General features: G+C 48.6%; 1 protein-coding gene. It reads right to left on the bottom strand.

Annotated features, from left to right (window positions below):
- Window positions 1–625 precede the first annotated feature (625 nt).
- Window positions 626–1,555 carry a carbamate kinase gene (gene arcC, locus C6P39_RS27290; RefSeq protein WP_104806058.1) on the bottom strand — a complete coding sequence of 310 codons (930 nt, stop codon included), beginning with the start codon at window positions 1,553–1,555 and terminating at the stop codon, window positions 626–628.
- Between the last annotated feature and the right edge of the window lie 318 nt (window positions 1,556–1,873).

Here is a 1,873-nt window from a genome sequence, read left to right as displayed (position 1 = left end):
TAGACACCGCACGGATAGTAGATACTATCACAGGGGGGCTTTTCATCCGCTTTGATGCTGCGGGTAATACCATGGTGCGACAGATCGTGGGCAGAGTCAGATGTGTTTAGGTGGGAGGGGGAGGGTGTTGGCGGGAGGGACGGTATGAGGGGCGGGGCGTGTATCTTTGTGGCCGCTCGACGTTCCAGAACCTGTGAGCTAACCAATAACTGCGGCTAAGACGTTCGCCCAGTGGGGCTCACGCCTAAGTCTCCGTAATTGGTGGATCTCACAGAACCTTCCACTTAACCTCGCTGCCACAAAGATACACGCCCCACCCCTCATACCTGGTTTTCTCTGGCGGAAGAATAGTCTGCATTTAGGGTAGTTGGAAAAGGAAAAGAACTAAAGCTGGGATTCTTGTAGATGACAGCGTGCAGGCGTACTTCCGGCGGTTGGAAAAGAAAAGAACTAAAGCTGGGATTCTCGGGACAGCCGCAAGTTGGAGATGGGGCGGTTCGGGAATGTTGGGGCTTTAGTTCTTTTGTATTAGGGTATGCTGTGACAAGGGGCAAAGTACCTGATTCTTGTCACAGGCTGCTGCATGGGTTATCCGTATCAGCAGGACATCGGGCAGATGTTGTGTCTATTCTATGATGGTGCCTGTTTTGCCCAGGTAGGCGGCTTTGGCTTTGTCAATGGAGGTAATGATGGCTTTGCGGCCTTTTTTCTTTTCTATGAAGCTTACGGAGGCTTCTATTTTTGGGCGCATGGTGGAGGGTTCGAACTGGTCCTCTTCCATGTATTGTCTGGCCTTTGCCGGGGTTATGTGGTCCAGGTATTGCTCTGTGTCGGATTTGTAGTTTATGGATACTTTTTCTACGCTGGTGAGAATGAGGAGTTCGTCTGCATCCAGCATCTCTGCCAGTTTTCCGCTTATGAGGTCTTTTTCGATTACCGCGCTGGCTCCGTGAAGCTCCTCCCCCTGCTCCAGGACAGGGATTCCGCCGCCGCCGCAGGCAATGACGATCTGGCCTGCATCGGCTAGGGCACGGATGGCGTCAATCTCCACAATGTCCTGTGGCTTTGGTGCAGCTACGATCCTGCGGTAACCGTTTTCTGTCTTTGTCACGTAGTTTCCTTTTTTCTCCTCGGCCTCTGCTTCCTCCTCGGTCAGAGTCCTTCCAATCACTTTGACCGGCTCGTGGAAAGCGTCATCGTATGGGTCGACTGTGACCTGTGTGAGGATTGTGCTCACCGGTTTGTAAATGCCGCGTCTTAAAAGTTCAGCCCGGATGGCGTTCTGCACATCGTAACCGATGTAGCCCTGGCTCATTGCTGCACATACAGACATGGGGACTGCAGTGTAGTCCGGATGCACTTTTCCAAATTCGTTCATTGCTGTATGGATCATCCCTACTTGGGGAGCGTTGCTGTGTGTGATGATCACATCGGCACCTGCTTCCACCAGGTCGGCGATTATTTTTGCTGTTCTTTTTGTTGCATTTTTCTGTTCAGGCAATGTGGTACCTAATGCTCTGTGTCCCAATGCCACTACTACTCTCTTTTTTGTCATATAAAGTACCCCTTTTCAACGGTATAATAATTTAGTAACTGCGAAGATAATGAAGAGTTACGATGATTATTATTATAACAGGGCGCTGAAAAAAAGCAACCGTGGAAAAAGAAAAAACCCGATACTCGCGTACCGGGCTTTTTCAACTTGAGGGGGGAGATAGTGAGTGGTTTATCAACTATCCAAGACCTATTATAGGGAAGAAATGTGATGAAACTATGACGATTTTCTAAAATAAAACGAAAATCTCTAAAGAAAATTTAAATAATAGAAGCCACGCTTTGCGAGGTTTCTATTATCGTGAATGAAATTAGAAAT

Source organism: Blautia marasmi (genome assembly GCF_900258535.1).
GTDB lineage: Bacteria > Bacillota > Clostridia > Lachnospirales > Lachnospiraceae > Blautia > Blautia hominis.
Note: the sequence above shows the minus strand (reverse complement) of the source record. Positions and strands in the feature narration are given on the sequence as shown.